Origin of the sequence: Paenibacillus sp. MCAF9, assembly GCF_052114265.1 — a bacterium.
Lineage (GTDB): Bacteria > Bacillota > Bacilli > Paenibacillales > Paenibacillaceae > Pristimantibacillus.
The window spans coordinates 214322-231317 of sequence record NZ_JBFREL010000002.1 but is presented as its reverse complement, the minus strand read 5'-3'; the positions used below and the strand labels follow the sequence as shown (position 1 = coordinate 231317).

Sequence of the window (16996 nt, the reverse complement as noted above, 5' to 3'; positions counted from 1 at the left end):
AGTGGAAGCTTTTGAATACATGGAAAAACGAGGGTGAAACCGTTATGATAAAAGGAGCGATTGCATAGAAAGCAAAGAGCTGGGGGAGATGCTAAGGTGGAGAAGCGGATTCGGAAAGCGATCATTCCTGCTGGGGGATTAGGGACAAGGTTTTTGCCGGCTACGAAAGCGCAGCCGAAAGAAATGCTGCCTATTATCGATAAGCCTGCTATTCAATATATCGTAGAAGAGGCTGTAAATTCAGGCATCGAGAGTATCGTAATCGTCAGCGGACGCAACAAACGAGCGATCGAGGACCATTTTGACAAATCTGCCGAGCTCGAAATGGAGCTGGAAGCGCGTCATAATGAAGAAATGCTGGAGATGGTGCGGAAAATATCACAGCTGGCCGATATTTATTATGTTCGTCAGAAGGAGCCGCTAGGCCTTGGCCATGCAGTGCTTTGTGCACGCCGCTTCATAGCGGACGAGCCGTTCGCGGTATTGCTAGGCGACGATATTTTGAAAGCTGATCCACCTTGCTTGCGGCAAATGATGGATGTGTACGAGAGGGAACAGTCATCTGTTGTAGCTGTGATGGAGGTGCCTTGGGATCAGACGCATAAATATGGTATTGTTGATATTGAGCGGGATAAGCAGGTAGCGCTAGTACGCAACATTATTGAAAAGCCGGCGCAAGGACAAGCCCCGTCCAACTATGCGGTTGTTGGACGCTACGTCCTTGATCCTGTCATATTTGATTTGCTTGAGAAAGCGACGCCAGGCAAAGCTGGGGAAATTCAACTGACAGACAGCTTACAGCAATTAAACCATATCTCTTCTTTAATGGCTTATCGGTTCGATGGTATTAGACATGATGTAGGCGACAAGCTTGGTTTTGTACAAGCTACGATTGATTTTGCATTAGAGCGTGCGGATCTAGGCGATGAGGTCAGAAAGTACATGCTGGAGAGGCTGAAGGAAACGCAGTTCTAATCCATGATAAATGAAGGCCGCCAATGAGCGGCTTTTTATTTTGTCTCTTGGCCGGTTTTATGGTTAGAACTTGAGATCATGTACGTACAAGTTTCGCGTATGATATACTACAGGAATACAACTAACGGAGTTGAGGTGTGAAGTGAAGGAACAGCAAACGCCCAAATATATGCAATTAAAGCAGGAAATCATATCCTGGATCGTCACAGCGCAGTTTAAGCCGCACGAGAAGCTGCCATCGGAGAATGAGATCGGCAAGCAATTCGAGATGAGCCGGCAAACGGTGCGCCAAGCACTCGGTGATTTGGAGCAGGAGGGCTGGCTGTACCGCGTACAAGGGAAAGGGACGTTCGTGTCGGACCAATCTGCGCCGGAGCGGAAAAACTCATCCCAAGGGATGACGATCGGGATGATTACGACCCATATATCAGATTATATATTCCCGACCATCGTCAGAGGCGTTGAATCGAGCTTGCGCGCTGTAGGGGCAAGACTTCTGCTGGCGAGCACGGATAATGAAAAGGATAAAGAAAAGGACAGCCTGGAGTCGATGCTGCGCGAGCCGCTGACCGGGCTCATTATTGAGCCGACGAAGAGCGCGGAGGGCAACCCGAACTTTAATTATTTTTTGGCGCTCGATGCGCTCAAAATTCCATACATTATGCTCAATGAACGATACAGCGACGTGGATGCGCCATGCTTGCGCGTGGATGACGAGCTTGGCGGCTATCGTGCCGCAGAGCATTTAATTAAGCTCGGCCATACGCGAATCGCCGGATTTTTTAAGACGGATGACTTTCAAGGCGTTCACCGGATGCGCGGTTTTTTACGGGCTCATCGGGAGCAAGGGCACACGGTTCCGCCGGATTATTTGCTGCGCTATACGACGGAGGAGAAGCAGGACAAGCCGATGCAGGCCTTGTTTGCGATGCTGCAGCGTGAGCCGGATCAGCGGCCGACCGCTATTATTTGCTATAACGATGAGCTGGCTGTAAAAATGCTTGATATCGTAAGGCAGGCTGGCTTAACGGTGCCTGAGGATCTTTCGATTGTCGGTTTTGATGATGCGAATCTGGCTACGGCTACCGAAGTGAAGCTGACAACCGTTGCGCATCCAAAAACAGAAATGGGCACGGATGCGGTCGAATTGCTGCTTAGTATGCTGGATAAGCAGCACCAGCGGAGACAAACGCAGGATAAAATATATGATCCGCAGCTCGTTGTACGTGATTCAACTAGACCGCCCCAAAGCTAAGCTGTTGCTGAACGGTTAATGTTTTTAAATGGATGAATAAAAAAGACGTGACACACTTGTACGTACAACTTATAATAAAGCAAAGATATTCTATGGCAATGTCCGTATAAGTGAATGCGGATCAGCATAGAAATGTGAGCTTGAAGGGAGCGATAAGTGGTCATGTTAGAAGCATTGAAGCATGCGGTTTGGGAAGCGAATATGGATCTTCCAAAGTACGGATTGGTTACATTTACTTGGGGCAACGTCAGCGGTGTAGATAGAGAGTCTGGTTATGCAGTTATTAAGCCAAGCGGCGTTCCTTACGAGGAGTTAAAAGCCGAGCAGATGGTTGTCGTAGATTTGGAAGGCAATGTGATTGAAGGAAATCTTCGACCTTCCTCGGACACGGCTACTCATGTGCTGCTCTACAAAGCGTTTCCTTCGATAGGCGGAATTGTACACACCCATTCGCCTTGGGCGACAAGCTGGGCACAGGCGGGGCGCTCTATTCCATCGCTTGGCACGACGCATGGCGACTATTTCTATGGCGAGGTGCCTTGCACACGCGCGATGACAGAAGCGGAAATCAACGGCGCATATGAGCTGGAAACGGGCAATGTCATCGTTGAAACCTTCAATAAAAACCATATCGATCCAAACCAAGTGCCTTCGGTGCTCGTAAACAGCCACGCTCCTTTTTGCTGGGGCAAAGACCCGCATAACGCCGTTCATAATGCGGTTGTGCTGGAGGAAGTGGCGAAGATGGCTCTTCATACGTATCAGCTTAACCCGAATGTTCAGCCGATGGATCAAGCTTTATTGGATCGACACTATTTACGCAAGCACGGAGCGAACGCCTACTACGGCCAAAAATAAGGAGGATTCGGATAATGAGCAAAAAATACGCAATTGGTGTAGACTACGGCACGCAATCGGGCCGAGCTGTTCTTGTGGATCTATCTAACGGTGCCGAGGTAGCGGAGCATGTCACGCCGTATACTCACCACGTTATTGATGAGAAGCTTCCGGTATCTGGCATTAAGCTTGAGCATGACTGGGCGCTTCAGCATCCGCTTGACTATATTGAAGTGTTGGAATTGTCGGTTCCTGCGGTAATGAAGGAATCAGGTATCCATGCTGCTGATGTCATCGGTTTAGGCATCGATTTTACAGCATGTACAATGCTCCCCATCGATGGAGAAGGGAATCCGCTATGTGTACAGGATGCCTACAAGGATAATCCGCATAGCTGGGTGAAGCTGTGGAAGCATCACGCTGCACAAGATGAGGCTAACCTTATCAACGAAATGGCAGCGCAGCGCGGTGAGAAGTGGGTGCCGCGTTATGGAGGCAAAATTTCATCAGAGTGGATGATGGCCAAAGCATGGCAGATTTTGAATGAAGCACCGGACATTTATGAAACTGCAGATAAATTTGTTGAAGCAACGGACTGGGTTATTGGCCAATTGACCGGCAATATTGTTCGCAACAGCTGTACGGCCGGCTACAAAGGCATGTGGCATAAGCAAGAGGGCTATCCAAGCAAGGATTTTTTCAAAGCGCTTGATCCTCGTTTAGAAAACCTGACAGAAACGAAGCTGCGCGGCGAAGTTGTACCGCTTGGCTCGAAGGCTGGAGAATTGCTGCCTGATATGGCTGCACGCATCGGACTTGCGCCAGGCACGGCGATCGCGGTTGGCAATGTGGATGCACATGCGGCGGTGCCGGGTGTTGGCGTCGTTACGCCAGGCAAGCTGGTTATGGCGATGGGCACATCGATTTGCCACATGCTGCTCGGAACGGAAGAGAAGGAAGTGGAAGGAATGTGCGGCGTCGTTGAGGACGGCATCATTCCGGGTTACTTTGGCTACGAAGCGGGACAATCAGCGGTTGGTGATATTTTTGAATGGTTCGTTGAGGAATCTGTTCCAGCCTACGTGCTTCAAGAGGCAGAGCAGGCTGGCGAAAATGTACATGTTTATTTGACTCGCAAAGCCAGCGAGCTGAATGTTGGCGAATCCGGCGTACTGGCGCTTGACTGGTGGAATGGAAACCGCTCGGTTCTTGTAGATACGGATTTGACAGGTACCATTGTAGGCCTCACCTTGCTAACGAAGCCTTGGGAAATTTACCGCGCCCTTCTTGAAGCAACGGCATTTGGCACACGCAAAATCGTCGATGCGTTCCACAGCAACGGGGTTGAAGTAAATGAATTGTACGCATGCGGCGGATTGCCGCAGAAGAACGCGCTGCTTATGCAGATTTATGCAGATGTAACGAATCGCGAGATCAAGGTCGCAGCATCCAAGCAAACGCCTGCACTTGGTGCAGCGATGTTTGGAGCAGTAGCAGCTGGTGCCGCAAAGGGCGGTTTCGACAGCATTGTTGATGCGGCTCAAAAGATGGCTCGTGTACGCGAAGAAACGTTCAAGCCGATTCCGGCAAACGTTGCAGTTTACGAGAAGCTGTATGCGGAATATAACTTGCTGCACGACTACTACGGACGCGGCGCAAATGATGTAATGAAACGCCTTAAGGTTATAAAAGAAGAGCAAGCTTAGGTAGCTATTATTCAATCATATATATACCAAAAAAACGACTCCAGCATTTAATTATGCGAGGAAGTCGTTTTTTTTTTATTAATTTCTAGCTTTTCCCACTAATCTTGTCGAAAATGTACAGAATTTGTACAGAAACGAATGTTATTATAGGTCGTCGGACTTATAAAAAAGAGACAGAAGAATGTAGACAGCTTTTGAAAGCGATCTTAATAGTAAAGGAGAGTACGGGAATGAAGGAAGATGGTAGGTCTATGGGACCAAGAAGTTCTAGGAACAGAGGTCGAATGAACAGCAGACTGTGGCGAAAACGGTTATTTACCGCATTTATGGCATTTGCGGTGCTGCTCGTTCAGCTTTTCCCTGTTCCATACGCAGCAAGTGCTGCAGCGATTGATACAGGAGCGACTTATTTTACTGGTACGGATAACTGGGGCGGCGGAGCTGCGAACAGTGCAGCTGACGGCGATTTAGACAGCAGCACGGGGAACAATATGGCTCTTTATCCAATCGAATTTAAAATTAAAGACATTAAAGCCAAACCTACAAAAAGTGCTTATATGCTTATACGGGCTCTTGATGTAGACGAATACGATGAATCAAACAAAAGCGGTACAGGCGAGTGGGACCGTGTATATTTCTCATCTAACCCTGCAGATATTGCATTAGGTGCACCTACAACCCCATGGCCAGCAAATTTTGGGTCTGATACATACAAGAAGGAATTCCCTCAAGCATTTAACTTGGGTGCTTTATCCGGAAAAAATAATGTGTGGAATACAACCGTTCTGGAAATTAAACCGGATCAATGGAATAGTATCGTCGCCAATCAGGATTTATATGTTGGCATTTCCGTACATCATTATTTCATGAATACTTCTAATTTCAACAGCGGCTGGGTGACGACCATCGATTGGGGTCAGCTTGTCATTGACGGCGGCGTGAGAGAGACCGGAGAAATTACCGGAGCCGCTGTTGCTGTTACGAAAGACAAAGTAACGATAAATACAGGTTTCTTGCCTAAAAAAGACGGAAACTTCTATATGGAAGTCAATGTCATTGAGAAAACGAAAGTCGGCAATGAGATTAGGGAGAAAAACTTGGATTTGTCGCAGAAGTACTTTAGCGGCTCCAAGCAAGGAACCGAGCAGAAATGGGACAACATTGTACTTAATGCTCCTGGAGCAGATCCAAGCAAAGAATACACGGTAAATATTATATTGTTCGACAAGCAGCCAGATAAGAATGAGCCTGGAACAGCTCAGCATATTTATTCGATGTCTACGTTTGACCCTGCGGTAAAAGATATTGCAAAAGCGGGACCTCAATACGAGCCAACGAATTTTACGCTAACGGACTTCAGCAGCAAATATTATCGCGTAACAGGTGAAGCACAAGCTGCTAAGCTTGAAAAAGTGAAAATCGTTTCGCTTCCAAGCGGCGGCAAGCTCCAGCTTGCAGGAGTGGATGTTAAATTAGATGACGAAATTGCTAAGGCAGATGTCGCTCAATTGACCTTCGTTCCAGATGCAGCAGGTTTAACGGGCACGACTTCATTTAAGTGGAATGGCTATGATGGAAGCAAGTACGCGGCTATCGATGGGACGGTAACGATTACTGCAAATGCCGCTCCTGTTGTAAAAGATATAAATAAGGCTATTAATCAAGGTGAAACACTAACATTTACAGCTTCAGATTTCACAAGCCAGTATACGGATGCAACTTTGCCAAAGGAAAACTTAAGCAAGGTGAAAATCGTTTCATTGCCGGCGCCAGCTGCCGGTAAGCTGATGATTACAAATGGTGGTTCTGCTGCAGCTGTGGCCGTGGGCGATGAAATCAGTGCAGCTGATTTGGGCAAGCTGAGCTTTGTTCCTGCGAGCAATGCCAGCGGTACAGCTTCGTTTGAGTGGAATGGCTCAGACGGCGTTCAGTATGCGAAGGATAATAAGCAAGTGACCATTGCTATTAATACGGCGCCAATTGTTAGTAACATTTCTTTTGCAGCTATAGCTGGCAATACGGTTCAAATGAAAGCTACCGATTTCACTAATGCGAATGCATATAGCGATGCGGATGGCGATGCACTGACAAAAGTACGTATTAGCCTGCCAGCCAACTTTTCCAATAGCGGAAAGCTGCGTTATACATCCGAAGGGGTGGACTACGTAGTATCTTCTAATACTGAAATTTCTTTAACGGAATTAAATACGCTGCGTTTCGTTCCAGCTGCAAATTTGGCGGAAGAAAGCACAGTTGCCTTCACTTGGGATGGATTTGACGGCAAACAGTATTCTTTAACACCAGCAAATGTGAGCATTACTTATACGAACGACCCTGTCGTTAGCAACATTGCGAAGGACGGCCTTCAATATGAGCCGACTGCTTTTACAGCTGACGAGTTTAGAAGCCAATATGCGAAAGCAAACGGTGCTGCTAATTACAATGGACTTCAGCGTGTGAAGATAGTTACTCTGCCAGCAGTGGGACAAGGCTCATTGTTCCTAGGCAGCAAGGCAGTTGAAGCCGGTGATGAAATTGCGATCGGAGAAGTGGATACGTTATCCTTTGTTCCAGCTGATGCTGGATTCACAGGTACGGCAGCATTTAATTGGAATGGTTATAATGGATCGAAATACGCGAAGCAGCCAGCTGCGGTAACTATTAAAGCGAATGCTGCTCCAACGGTAGAACAGATTAACAAGGAAATATTGAAAGGTGGCACGGTGCCTTTTGCAATTAAGGACTTTACGGATTCGTACAGTGATTCCAACAGTGAGAGCTTAAGCAGAGTGAAGCTTGTATCGCTCCCAGATCCTGCAAAAGGCAAGCTTGTTTTTCAAATAGGCAATGGCCCAGCTTATGACATTACGACTGCCGGCTTTGTCATTAAAGCAAGTGACTTAGATGGCTTAACCTTTGTGCCTGCTGCAGGCGTGACGGGTTCAGTAACATTCGACTGGAACGGCTCGGACGGCAAGCAATATGCGAAGGAAAACAAGAAGGTCACGATTACCATTAACACTCCGCCAGTCTTAGATGACATTGTAAAAGCGGGACTTTCTGGTGAAATTATTGCTTTTAAAACAACGGATTTCACGGAATCGCCTCGTTACACAGATGCAGATGGCGATTTGCTGAAAGAAGTTGCGATTATTGTTCCAGCAAATTTCAATCAGAGCGGAACGCTTTGGTACACACCTTCTGTTGGTGAGTCAGTCTATTTGATGCCAGGCAGTACTGAAATCATTGCAAAAAGCGATTTGGAAAGTCTGAAATTCCAGCCTTCAACCTCATTAGCAGAAGGAAGCACGGTTGAATTTGGTTGGAGGGGCAGCGATGGGAAACAATTTGCAGAAGCGGCTGCTGCAATCGCGATTGGCTACAACGGCAAGCCGGTTGCAGAACCAATCACTGTAAATGTTGCCGAAGGCACAACTGATATTATTATTGTTTTTAAAGGTTCAGATCGCGAGACAGTTACGAAGCTTGTTTACGGTTTAGAGAGCAATCCAGGCAGAGGTACGCTAGAGCCTGCCGATTACAATGTATCAGGTGATACATGGATCTATAAACCGGGTTCAGATTTCATATCTGGACAGGATAGCTTTACGTACACTGTAACGGATGGAGATAATCAAGTTTCAGCTCCTGCAACGGTGACGATTAATATTCATAGAGCGCTCGATGGATGGGCCGGAGACAAAGCGCAGGGCGAATCAAAGGTATTAAAAATCATTCCAGGCGAGCAGCTTAAGCTGAGTGCTGTCAGTTCCTTGCTTGCTAAGAGCGTTACGGCGAATGTGAACGGTATTATCGTACCGCTTACGCTTGTCAATCAGGATACCTTCGTGGCAGACGGCTATAAGAAGTGGGAAAATACAACGTATTTACTTCCTGAATTAACAACAGCAAGCAAGTACGAAGTTACATTCAGGGCACTGGACGTTGAAGGAGCCTTATTGCCTTCAGAGACAAAATTAGCGGATAACAGCTTTGAAGTGGTTAAAGCGGTACTAGCGTTAACCGCAAGTCCAGAGAAAATTTTGGGCGATGGCAAATCAACTACCGAGCTATCAGCATTGCTAACAAATGCAGATGGCACTCCAAATAAAGATGTAACGGTTATTTTTGAAGCTCCTGTTGGTAAAGGGACGTTTGTTGGTGGAAACACTGCGGTAACTGACGCGCAAGGAATAGCGAAGGTTACGTACAAATCACAGCAAATTACAGGCATCAACGAGCAGCAGATTCCGATTCAAGCAAATGTGTACAATAAAGAGCTTGGCTTAAAGGCGCAGGATGAGATCATCATTACCTTCTTGCCTGCTGCAGTTAAAGGCTTTATTACAAAGGGAGATACGAATTCGCCAATCGCTGGCGCAAGTGTTCGCGTAACGCTTGATCTAGATGGCGACGGCGTTATCACTCCAGGAACAGACTTTGATGAAACGGTTATTACCGATGCTAGCGGAGCTTATTATGTCGTGGTTCCGAAGGGCGATGTCGTTTATGAGCTGGAAGTGACGCAAACGGTTGATGTTGGCGGCGTTCCTACACCTGTAACCTATAAGCAATCGGCTCAAGTTGGTGAAGTAACAGGAGCAGGCGAAGAAAACTTTGAATCCGAGAAAACGGTAACAGGTATCGTGCTGCTTAAGCAGCCAGATGGCAAGTCCTCGTTGTTTAACAGTGATCTGCTTGCTAAAACAAATATTTATTTGAAACAAGCGGATGGCAGCTACATTTCCGAAGGCGGAGCTCCGAAAGCATTTGCACTTAGCCCGCAAGGCGTATTTAATGCGAATGGGCTTGCTATTGGAGAATACGAGCTGGAAATTAGATATGAAGTTGAACCTGGCAAGGAAATTATTTTCAGCCATGCAGGGGTCAAAGTAACGGCTTCAGGGGAAATGAATATTTCTGAGGCGCTTGTCGATCCATATGGAACGGTTACTAATTCGGTTACAAAAGCAGTAATTGAAGGTGCATCCGTTGTCCTTTATTACGCGGACACAGCAAGAAATAAAGGCAAAGGGATTATACCTAACACGGAGGTTGTTTTGCCGGCTCTCGTTGGTTTTGCACCAAATGACAATGCGAGTCCAGAACAGCTGACTGATGCACACGGTTTCTATGCCTATATGGTGTATCCAGAAACGGACTATTATCTTGGCATAATGAAGAATGGGTTCTATAACTATAAAAGCCCAGTTCTCTCCGTTGAATGGGAGATTGTCAAACATGATCTAGAGCTGACGCCTTTTGAGGCAAATGTTCCATCTGCCAATCCTGCGCTTACTCTTTCAGTAGACAAGAACAAAGTAAAAGAAGGAACAAAGTCAACCATAACGGTGGATTACAAAAACAACTCCAGCAGTCCAATGGCAGCAGGAGAAATTAAGGTCAAGATTCCTGCGGGCGCAGTTGTTGCGGATGCAGCTGGCGGAGTAGTAACTGACAACACCATCGTATGGAAAGTGACCAACGTGCTTGGCGGACAAGGCAACAGCTTCAAAATAGTTATTGAATGGCCGCTTATGAAAGCAGCAGATACGGCATTCGATATTTCGGGTGAATTTATCGGGAATAATGCCACTGTCCAATCATTAGTAAAAGTAAATGTATTCTCAGATCGCTTCGGGGAGCTTACTCATACTCGTTATATTCTTGGATACCCAGATAAGGAATTCAAGTCAGAAGGGTCACTTACTCGTGCGGAGCTTGCAGCCATTGTTGCAAGACTATCTGGAAACGAGAAAGTGGAAGAGCCGCTTTCATTTAGCGATATTCGCAAAGGTCACTGGGCGACGAACTACATCCAAAGCGTTACGGTAAACGGCTACTTCAGCGGATACGAAGACGGCTCTTTCCGTCCAGATGCGGCAGTTACAAGAGGAGAGCTTGCAGCGGTTATGGCAAGGTTCCTCAAGCTTGAAGTGAGCGCGCCTGCGACAGCCCACTTTAACGATACTTCAGGCTACTGGGCAGCAGACACGATCGAAGCTTTGTTTAACGGCAAGTTTTTAACCGGTTATCCGGATGGAAGCTTTAAGCCGAAAAAAGAAATTACTCGTGTTGAAGCAGTTACGATGATCAATCGTATGCTTTATCGCGGACCGCTTCAGGGACTGGCCCCATTGTTCCCTGATATGCCGCAAAGCCACTGGGGCTTTGGCGATGTACAGGAAGCAACGATCTCACACAAAGCTGAGCGCAATGAAGACGGCAGCGAAAAATGGATCGAAAGCATCAATGATAGCGTGAAATAAAGAGCATTAATAGAAGCAGCCTATCTGTTCACAGTGTATTGTGACCATGATAGGCTGCTTTTTTAAAATATGGCTCCATTTCCCACTATAAAAAAATGGAGATCATTTACTTTTTGATATAGAATAGATAGATATGTTTAGAGAGAAACGTGGGCTGGGGGATGAACGGAAGTGTATTGCCATCATTGTGAAAAAAAACAGACGGATGATGCCATTTATTGCAGCCAGTGCGGCAGATTGCTTGCTGATGGAGAAGAAGCTGCAGCGGCTCTAAGTACTGAGCGAGCTATGCTGTTATCGGAGCGGGCTGCTTCTGTAGAGATAGATGCAACAAGCCAGCAGCCGGGCAAGCCTAAAAAAACGCGGAGACGTAGAGCTAAGAGCTCTATTTTGGCATGGCTGATGCCTATCATTTTAGCACTTGTTACCGCTGGTTCTGTATTTAGTTACTATATATATCAATCCGAAATAAATGATAGGGTCATCAAGCTTCATGTTGAGGCGAAGGCGGAGGCGCTGGCAGGGAAATATGACAAAGCGCAGAAACTGCTGCAGGAAGCCTCGGATGCGCGTCCAGGCTTTGGCGCTCTGCAGAAGGATGCGGAGATCGTTGCCCTTGTCGCAGAGCTGGCACAGTCAATTACAGCTGCGGGGGAGCAGCTGGAGGAGCGTAAGCTTGAAGAGGCAGAACAGACACTGGAGCGGATTAACGGTGAATTAAAGGGTCATAAAGAGCCAATCTATATAAAGATTAAGCATCAGCTTGACGACTATAACGTTAAACTTGGTGTCATGAGGCTGACGGAAGAACTGGCAGGTCTGAATACAGTGGATGAGCTTGAGTCAAGGCTTAACATTGCGAATCAATTAGACGGTGAAGAGGCGCTAGCTGTAAAAGAGCAAATTGTCGCCAAAATCGTCGATATAAGCTATAAGGATGCCGAAGCATTGCTTAAGAAAAAAAACTATTCGGATGCGTTGGCACTGACGGACCGAGCGCTGCTTTTTGCCAAGGATAATGAGCGGATTATATCACTGGCCAAAAAGATAACTGATGCACAGGCTGATTACGAGAAAAGGGAACAGCGAAGATTAGAGCAAGCGATGCAGCAGGCTGCAGCAGAGGATCTAAAAAATCAGACGGCAGCCGTCGAGGTTGTTAAAATCGAATCGACGCTCGATGAGTTCGGAGATTTAAATATAGTAGGCGAGCTGAAAAATGCCGCTACACGGCCTATTTATTCGATTAGCGTTCAATTTATCGTCTACGATGCTGACGGCAAAGAGGTAGGCAAGGGCAAGGCAGAGGCGACGCCGGATTATGTTGATCCAGGCCAGAAAATCACCTTTAATAGTACGGTATATGGGGTTTATGTAGAGAATACAACCGTCGTCGTTGATCACGCGACTTGGTATTTGGATTAAGGGGAAGATGTGATGAGAAAACGAGCTTGGATTAGCGTCATCGCTTCTACTCTCATTGTATGTGGAGGATTGGCTGCTGCGTTAGCCATTCATTCAGAGGTGCCAAACAGGCTGACGGGAAAGCCGTTGCTTGCGGTAGCTGATGAGACGAAGCAGAAGTCTCTTAAGGATATTATTTTTGAAACGCAGAAGCTGGTCGTCATGATTGAAAATGAAAACGGGGATCAAGGCTCAGGCTTCCTTTATAATAAGCAAGGGGATCTCATTACGAATGCGCATGTCGTCGCTGGCTCCCATACTGTGAAAATTAAAACGGCGGATGCGCGGGAGCTGGACGGAAAAGTCATTGGCATTAGCACGGAAACGGATATTGCGGTTGTTCGTGTGAAGGAACTGGCTGGAACGGAGCCGCTGCAGGTAGAGCGTAAAGAAAGAGCGGAAGTCGGAGACGAAGTGCTTGCTGTTGGCAGTCCGCTCGGATTTCAAAATACGGTTACTACCGGTATTGTCAGCGGACTAGGAAGAACGTTCAAAATTGATTCCTACTTGTATTCGGATCTCTATCAAATTTCTGCGCCAATTGCTCCTGGTAACAGCGGTGGACCGCTCGTTGATCAGAAAACGGGATCGGTGCTTGGCATAAACTCTGCCGGTTATGAGCAAGGTTCAATTGGCTTCAGTATCCCCATTGCGAACGTAATCGATATCGCTGAAGGCTGGTCTACTAAACCGATGACTAAGCTGCCTGATCTGGAGCTTTCGGATAAGGAACTGAAGATGGAAGATGAAGCGAAGATTGAGGAATATGCTGATTATCTCGTTACTCATTTTTATGACAGTCTGAACAATGCCGATTATGTTTATGCTTATTCATTGCTAGGCGGCAATTGGAAGGAAGGGACGAGCTACGAGAAGTTCAGGGCAGGTTACTTGGGGACGCTGAATGTGGTCATCGAAAATATGCATGTGACGGAGAGCAGGGAAGACAAAGCTACCGTTATCGCTGTTATTTCAGTAGATGAGCGGGTCGAAGGCAAATATGTGTTAAGCAAATACCAAGTAACCTATGAGGTCGGCTACGAGAACGATCAATTAAAGCTGCTGAGCGGCAAAGGTAAGGCTATTAAGTAAAAGCATAACTTTAAAAAGCTAGAAAAAGTCGGTCAGGGGAGACCGCTTTTTCTAGCTTTTTTTTGTATAGCTGTGGGGCGTCTTTAATGAGGAGTATATCGATAAATCGTCAGTTCTAATTAATTTTCTATGCTTGTATTTTCGATTTCATTCTCGCGCAAAACAGGGCTTAAAAAGAGCTCAAGTGCTACAGAGTCATTGCGCTGAAGCGGGAAGCTGAGCAGCGATGCTGGAATTACGCGTCCGTTCAGTATAAGTTGATAGCTGGTATTGCCGCCAATAGGGACTCCGCTAACGGAATTAATTTGACCATTAAAGCTGAAGCTGACAACCCCCGTTTCCGCTAGAGCCTGATAGATGCTCAAACCCGGTCGGAAAGGAATGCGATACGCCTCAGTTATGCTAGGAAACGCTCTTCCACCGTTTATGAGAACCGTTACGGTCGCCTGCGGTCCCGCAGGCGGGAACAGCCATGGCCCACCGATCCAGAAGCCCCCAGGCCCAAAGCCGCCGGGTCCCCCCGGTCCAAAGCCGCCGGGTCCCCCTGGCCCAAAGCCGCCGGGTCCCCCTGGCCCAAAGCCGCCGGGTCCCCCTGGCCCAAAGCCGCCGGGTCCCCCTGGCCCAAAGCCGCCGGGACCGCCCGGCCCAAAGCCGCCGGGTCCCCCTGGCCCAAAGCCGCCGGGTCCCCCTGGCGCAAAGCCGCCGGGACCGCCCGGCCCAAAGCCGCCGGGACCGCCCGGCCCAAAGCCGCCGGGTCCCCCCGGCCCAAAGCCGCCGGGTCCCCCCGGCCCAAAGCCGCCGGGTCCCCCTGGCCCAAAGCCGCCGGGTCCCCCTGGGCCAAAGCCGCCGGGTCCCCCTGGCCCAAAGCCGCCGGGTCCCCCTGGGCCAAAGCCGCCGGGTCCCCCTGGCCCAAACCCGCCTTGCTGAGGCGTTGGCGTGATCATTCGAGGTCCACCACAACCGCAGCCCTTGCTAGCTGGACGAGAATTCACATTATTAGCATAAGTATATTCCATGAGAGTACTCAGACTCCTTCACATCGCAAATTAGGCATTTATCCTACTGTAGCGTATGCGGCAAATGCCTACGAGGTGAGTGTGCGTATGAGGCGGGAGTAAAAGGGAACTAGTAATCTGGTTGAGCTTTTAACGGACATCAGTTCCGCTATTTTGTCTTAAAACGCAAGTTTAGCCTACTAACGGACATAGGATACGTTATTACCCTCAAAATGAGCTCAATTGGCCCTAATTCCAGCAAATAAAGGATCCTATGTCCGTTAAAACTTCAATTTGCGTAAATTTCGCCAAATAGAGGAACCTATGTCCGTAAGGAGAGTGCAATCTAACCTTTATTGAAGGTAGAAGCTCCTATGATACTAATGAGATTAACCTAACCTTTATCCAGTTACAGGCAAGCTAGTCGGAAAATAAATGAATACACTCTGCCTCACTATGTCTATCTTTTGTATATATTTGCCTATAGCGAAACTGTCCCTATATAATGGTATGAAAATATTTACAAAAGGTGGTCGTTAGGTGAGTCAGCTGCGGGGCATTATTTTGGAAGGATTTTCGCATGCGGGTAAAACATCTGTATTGAAGTCGTTAAAGCTAATGCAAGCGCAGGACGAATCAGCAGAGCGAAGTGTTATCGTTTTAAGCGAGCATTATTCTCAGGTGCTGCACAACGTGCGTGGTAAGTTTATAACATCAAGTCACGAAGAGCATCTCCAATTGTTGAATGAAAGAGTTGCTATGCTGAAGCAATTAGATGAATGGTCAACAAAGCTTGGGAGAGCTTCACGCGGCTCGCGAGGTGTATTCTTTATACTAGAAAGGTTTCATTTAAATCATAGAGTTGCCTATTCTGATAAAAAAAATAATGAAATTGAAGCTATCGAAAAGGAACTCTTACACTTTGGGGCAAAATGTGCTTTATTAACGATATCTCCGGAAATAGCCGAACTAAGAATTCAAAGCCGCACGCCTGATGAATGGTTGAGTAAGAGTAGTGAAGAAATTAAAGCAGCAGCAGATGAACTGCTAGCAACTCAATTGAAACTGCGAAAAGCAGCAGCAAACTCAGTCATTCCTACTCTAGAAATCAACACCGATAACAAAGCTTGGGACACTTACGCAAAAGAAATCATACGCTTGTTGGATTAGTAAAATACGCCGGCAATTAACGAGTATCATAAGCAAATTGTTGAGTTGTGCTTCAACTCCCTGTATCATAAGCACCTTGTCAGAGTTGTGCTTCAACTCCCAACACCATAGGAGCATTGTCAGTGTTACAATTCAACTCCCTGAACCTTAGCAGATAGGCAAAGTTGTACTTCAACTTCCTGCACCCTAAGCTCATCAGCAGCAGCATCGTAACCCAACTCCAACACCCGCGCCTTATGCACATTGTAAACATTCCACTCTTTTCTCTGCACTTAAGCAACTTTGCACTCCAACACCCAGCAACCTTATACGCACCAAAAAAAATAAAAAAAACCGGCGTTTGCCTCATTAAAGAGGCAAGCGCCGGTTTGGAAAAACAATATTATTTAACAGCTGCTTCGTAACGTTTGCCAACTTCATCCCAGTTAACTACGTTCCAGAACGCTGCGATGTAATCAGGGCGTTTGTTTTGGTAGTTCAGGTAGTAAGCGTGCTCCCATACATCAAGACCTAGGATTGGCGTTTCGCCTTCCATGATCGGGCTGTCTTGGTTTGGCAAGCTGTATACTTTCAATTTACCGTTTGCAACTGCTAGGAATGCCCAGCCGCTGCCGAAACGTGTTGTTGCTGCTTTTGCGAAGTCAGCTTTGAAAGCTTCAAAGCCGCCTAGCTCGCTTTCAATTGCTGCTGCAAGAGCGCCAGTAGGTGCTCCGCCAGCGTTTGGAGCGATTGTTTCCCAGAACAAGCTGTGGTTAGCATGTCCGCCGCCGTTGTTGCGAACAGCAGTACGGATTGCTTCAGGAACGCTAGCAAGATCGGAGATCAAATCTTCGATTGATTTGCTTTGCAATTCTGGAGCGGACTCCAAAGCAGCGTTAAGGTTAGTCACGTAAGCGTTATGGTGACGGCCGTGGTGAATTTCCATTGTAGTCGCATCGATATGCGGCTCAAGTGCGTTGTGCGCGTACGGCAAAGCAGGTAGTTGATGTGCCATTTTTTACAGCCTCCTAATTATATGTAGTTATCCATGTCCATTATCCCTTATCCGATTGAATAAATCAACATTATTGTTTCAAAAGTCGAATGGGCTAAAACGATCAAACATAACCTAAAATAGGGTATCTCGACGCTAGCTAAAATATACAGATTAGGAAGATAGAACTGCATTTATAGAGAAATAAATGGATTAAATTGTTGTAAGCGCTTAATATTAAGCGTTTACATGAGATAATT

10 protein-coding genes are annotated in these 16996 nt (G+C 47.0%); 8 read left to right on the top strand and 2 right to left on the bottom strand.

The window, feature by feature from the left end:
* Positions 1-60 precede the first annotated feature (60 nt).
* The 7 genes from galU to AB4Z45_RS03885 all read left to right on the top strand — a co-directional run bounded on the left by galU (position 61) and on the right by AB4Z45_RS03885 (position 13598).
* Positions 61-975, top strand: coding sequence for a UTP--glucose-1-phosphate uridylyltransferase GalU (galU, locus tag AB4Z45_RS03915; protein WP_441907996.1), 915 nt, complete (start codon positions 61-63; stop codon positions 973-975).
* Between the two features lie 142 nt (positions 976-1117).
* Positions 1118-2230, top strand: coding sequence for a GntR family transcriptional regulator (locus tag AB4Z45_RS03910; protein WP_076268853.1), 1113 nt, complete (start codon positions 1118-1120; stop codon positions 2228-2230).
* A gap of 162 nt (positions 2231-2392) precedes the next feature.
* Entirely contained in the window at positions 2393-3088 is a 696-nt protein-coding gene (gene araD / locus AB4Z45_RS03905; protein ID WP_441907995.1) for an L-ribulose-5-phosphate 4-epimerase, read from the top strand.
* Positions 3089-3102: 14 nt separating this feature from the next.
* Complete coding sequence (locus tag AB4Z45_RS03900) at positions 3103-4773, top strand: ribulokinase (RefSeq protein WP_441907994.1); 1671 nt, start codon at positions 3103-3105, stop codon at positions 4771-4773.
* Positions 4774-5057: 284 nt separating this feature from the next.
* Positions 5058-11042: an S-layer homology domain-containing protein gene (locus AB4Z45_RS03895; protein WP_441907993.1), complete on the top strand. Its 5985-nt coding sequence runs from the start codon at positions 5058-5060 to the stop codon at positions 11040-11042.
* Positions 11043-11213: 171 nt separating this feature from the next.
* On the top strand, positions 11214-12467 hold the full coding sequence (locus tag AB4Z45_RS03890; protein ID WP_441907992.1) for an FxLYD domain-containing protein: 1254 nt from the start codon (positions 11214-11216) through the stop codon (positions 12465-12467).
* Between the two features lie 12 nt (positions 12468-12479).
* Positions 12480-13598: a S1C family serine protease gene (locus AB4Z45_RS03885; RefSeq protein WP_076268858.1), complete on the top strand. Its 1119-nt coding sequence runs from the start codon at positions 12480-12482 to the stop codon at positions 13596-13598.
* Between the two features lie 119 nt (positions 13599-13717).
* Here AB4Z45_RS03885 and AB4Z45_RS03880 read toward each other — a convergent pair whose 3' ends face one another.
* Entirely contained in the window at positions 13718-14614 is an 897-nt protein-coding gene (locus tag AB4Z45_RS03880) for a hypothetical protein (RefSeq protein WP_441907991.1), read from the bottom strand.
* Between the two features lie 519 nt (positions 14615-15133).
* Here AB4Z45_RS03880 and AB4Z45_RS03875 point away from each other — a divergent pair.
* A complete protein-coding gene (locus AB4Z45_RS03875; RefSeq protein WP_441907990.1) occupies positions 15134-15763 on the top strand; it encodes a hypothetical protein in 630 nt (209 codons plus the stop codon).
* Between the two features lie 382 nt (positions 15764-16145).
* Here AB4Z45_RS03875 and AB4Z45_RS03870 read toward each other — a convergent pair whose 3' ends face one another.
* Positions 16146-16757, bottom strand: coding sequence for a superoxide dismutase (locus AB4Z45_RS03870; protein ID WP_076268860.1), 612 nt, complete (start codon positions 16755-16757; stop codon positions 16146-16148).
* Positions 16758-16996: the final 239 nt, after the last annotated feature.

What these genes read in the sequence shown, in the direction of transcription:
- araD (WP_441907995.1), top strand. Translation starts at nt 2,393, where the DNA reads ATGTTAGAAGCATTGAAGCATGCGGTTTGGGAAGCGAATATGGATCTT.
- AB4Z45_RS03900 (WP_441907994.1), top strand. Translation starts at nt 3,103, where the DNA reads ATGAGCAAAAAATACGCAATTGGTGTAGACTACGGCACGCAATCGGGC.
- AB4Z45_RS03895 (WP_441907993.1), top strand. Translation starts at nt 5,058, where the DNA reads ATGAACAGCAGACTGTGGCGAAAACGGTTATTTACCGCATTTATGGCA.
- AB4Z45_RS03885 (WP_076268858.1), top strand. Translation starts at nt 12,480, where the DNA reads ATGAGAAAACGAGCTTGGATTAGCGTCATCGCTTCTACTCTCATTGTA.
- AB4Z45_RS03880 (WP_441907991.1), bottom strand. Translation starts at nt 14,614, where the DNA reads ATGGAATATACTTATGCTAATAATGTGAATTCTCGTCCAGCTAGCAAG.
- AB4Z45_RS03870 (WP_076268860.1), bottom strand. Translation starts at nt 16,757, where the DNA reads ATGGCACATCAACTACCTGCTTTGCCGTACGCGCACAACGCACTTGAG.